This window comes from uncultured Amnibacterium sp. (assembly GCF_964244015.1).
Lineage (GTDB): Bacteria > Actinomycetota > Actinomycetes > Actinomycetales > Microbacteriaceae > Amnibacterium.
In genome coordinates, this window is record NZ_CAXTHO010000209.1 from 1 (window position 1) to 2,406 (window position 2,406).

The 2,406-nt window shown below is 71.7% G+C and carries 3 protein-coding genes and 1 tRNA gene; all 4 read left to right on the forward strand.

The genetic code is table 11. From position 1 onward, the window contains the following. Positions 1 to 1,097, forward strand: a 1,097-nt coding sequence (locus tag ACFE67_RS14870; RefSeq protein WP_375407647.1) for a hypothetical protein, incomplete at its 5' end; no start/stop codon positions are given. Positions 1,098 to 1,245: 148 nt separating this feature from the next. Beyond that, positions 1,246 to 1,318 (forward strand) — tRNA-Arg (locus ACFE67_RS14875). Positions 1,319 to 1,669: 351 nt separating this feature from the next. After that, the gene (locus ACFE67_RS14880; RefSeq protein WP_375407648.1) at positions 1,670 to 1,864 is read left to right on the forward strand and encodes a helix-turn-helix domain-containing protein; all 195 of its coding nucleotides are present in this window, start codon (positions 1,670 to 1,672) and stop codon (positions 1,862 to 1,864) included. Positions 1,865 to 2,170: 306 nt separating this feature from the next. After that, positions 2,171 to 2,406, forward strand: a 236-nt coding sequence (locus ACFE67_RS14885; protein ID WP_375407649.1) for a hypothetical protein, incomplete at its 3' end; no start/stop codon positions are given.

A 2,406-nucleotide genomic window follows, 5' to 3' on the forward strand; every position in this document is an offset into this window, starting at 1 on the left:
AGGACCTCGTCGCCTGGTTCCAGTCACCCGGCGGCGCCCGGGTGCTGCAGACCGCCATCATCCCCGCGCTCGTGATCCTCGTCGCCGCGCTCGTGTCAGCGTTGATCGCGCGGTCGGCGGTGCGGGCGATGATCCGTCGATCGGACCGGATCCAAGCGGCGTCGGCCGTCGGCGCGCTGGTCGCCGCGGCTCGAGTCGTGGTCGCCCCGAACGACGATGACGCGTCGCGCCTCCGCACGGAGGCCGACGTGCGGACCCGCCTGCTGCCGCTCACCGGCGCCGGGCTCGCTGCGGACTGGGCCGCGGCGCGCATCGACGCGCTGCAGCAGCGGCCCGCAGACCACTCCGCAGCGAGTGAGCTCGACGAGCTGCGCGACCGCCTCGTGGCGTGGGTCGAGCGCCCCGCCCGCGCGAAGCGGCTGTTCGGTCCGTCGGCGGCGACCCGGGTCCCCATGGCGGGCGCGCCGGCGCCGGAGGCGGTCGAGCCCGCGATCGACGAATCCGCATCCGTCGGTGCGGCCGGGCAGGAGCGGTTCTCGCGACCGCAACCCGGCCCGCGTCGGACTCCCCCGCCCGAAGAGTCCGCGGCGGCGGCGGCGGCGCCGGAGGTCGCGGCGGTAGGAGCCACGGCGAGACCGCCAGCACCAGCACCAGCGGCGGCGGCCCTGGCCGCGAGCGGAGCGGTACCCGCATGGCAGCGGACCCGGGCCGGTGAACGACTTCAGCAGGAGCGGTTGAAGACCCGAGCAGTCGAGCCGCCGACCGTCGATGAGAGCGAGCCGGTTCCAGTCAGCACCGCTCCGGTCCAGCTGTCGCATCCGCACCGGGCTGCGAGCACCCCCTCAGCAGACGGGGCTGAGGCCGTACGGCTCGAGGCGCACCAGCAGGCCCGTCACGCACGCCCCGACGAGCCGCAGCAGGCGGCGGACGGCGTCGCACCGGCGGCTCCGGTGACGCCTTCGCCCGGGTGGCTCGACTCGTACGACGACGAGGCACAGGTGACGCAGAACCTCGATCTGACGACGCCTCCCCCGGTCGCCGCCTCGGCGGTCCGAGGCCGCGGCAGCCCTGGCGAAGACCTCGTCCCCCGCACCTGATCGTGCTCGGCGACCCCTCGTGCGGTAATTTCCGACTGCCGCGGTTGCGATCGCACCCGCACCAGTCGCGAATCCCCGCACGAGCCCAGGCCGAAGCCGCCGGTCGTCCGTGGTCACCCGCCCGTACACTCGTGGACCGACCGCATCCGCCCCGATAGCTCAATGGATAGAGCAACGGCCTTCTAATCCGTAGGTTGCGAGTTCGAGTCTCGCTCGGGGCGCTCACTGGGAGGCTGCACGCCGGTTCGTAGCCAGTCCGGGTCAACCCCGGTCGCCAGTGCCCACGCGTTCAGCACGATGGGTCGCATCCTGTCGGCCGGGGTTCGCTCGAGCTCGTAGTTCGTGACCGTGTTCCGGTTCACCCCGATGAGGGTGGCGAACCGGGCAACGTCCATGTCCGGCCCGAGGGTCGTGCGGGCGAGCCGTAGCCGCCAGCCGACCGTGAACTGCGGGTACCGGCGATCCTGGGTAGCGATCGTCATGTGCCTAAGTTAGGGCACGCTCCGAAGATGAGGCAAGAGTCGGGCGTGCCTGCCTTGCCGCTGCCTAGGCGTACGCCCCACACTAGGCACATGCCTACGATTGAGCTCGACGACCTGGTCACGATGACTGAGGCCGAGCAGCTCATGGGCTACGACCGACGCTCGCTCCGACGATTCGTCCAGGACGGTCGGCTTCCTGTCGCGAAGAAGATCCCCGGGCACACCGGGGCCTATCTGTTCCTCCGTTCCGACGTCGAAGCACTCCGCAGGGAGACGGCCGCGTGACCCGGGGCCGATGGTTCTGCGCCGCGGTCATGAACGACTGACCCGGGCCTCTTCGACCACTTCAACGCCAGTGGGGGTCGGTGCCGGACGGGATCAAGTACGTCCTCGTCACCGCGGGCTGGAACCCCTAGGCACAGCGCACGATCGACGGCGCGCATAGCGCAGCGGCCAGACCCGCTGACGGTCGCTCAGCAGTCCTCAGACGAGCCGCGCGGTCCGGGTGACGTGGACCGGCGCCGGCGACGAAGCCCGCGAAGCCTGGGTCTGGGCATCCGCGGTCGACCGGCTCGAGGAGTGACCAGCGAGATGAAGGCGCCGTACAAGGCCCTCGCGATCGAGTGGGACGTCTGCGTCTCCGGCCACCCGGAACCCACCGCGGTGATCCGCCGGCTCACCCTGCAGGGGGTGGAGCGGTTCCGGGCAGTGACCTGGGCGCCCTCGTCCACGGGCCGGGAGCTGATCGGCTACTTCGCCGAGGAAGGGGAGCAGGGCGGGCGCGTCCGCGCGGTGCCGGGCGTCGGCACGAAGGTGCCGGTCTGGAT

What these genes read in the sequence shown, in the direction of transcription:
- ACFE67_RS14880 (WP_375407648.1), top strand. Translation starts at nt 1,670, where the DNA reads ATGCCTACGATTGAGCTCGACGACCTGGTCACGATGACTGAGGCCGAG.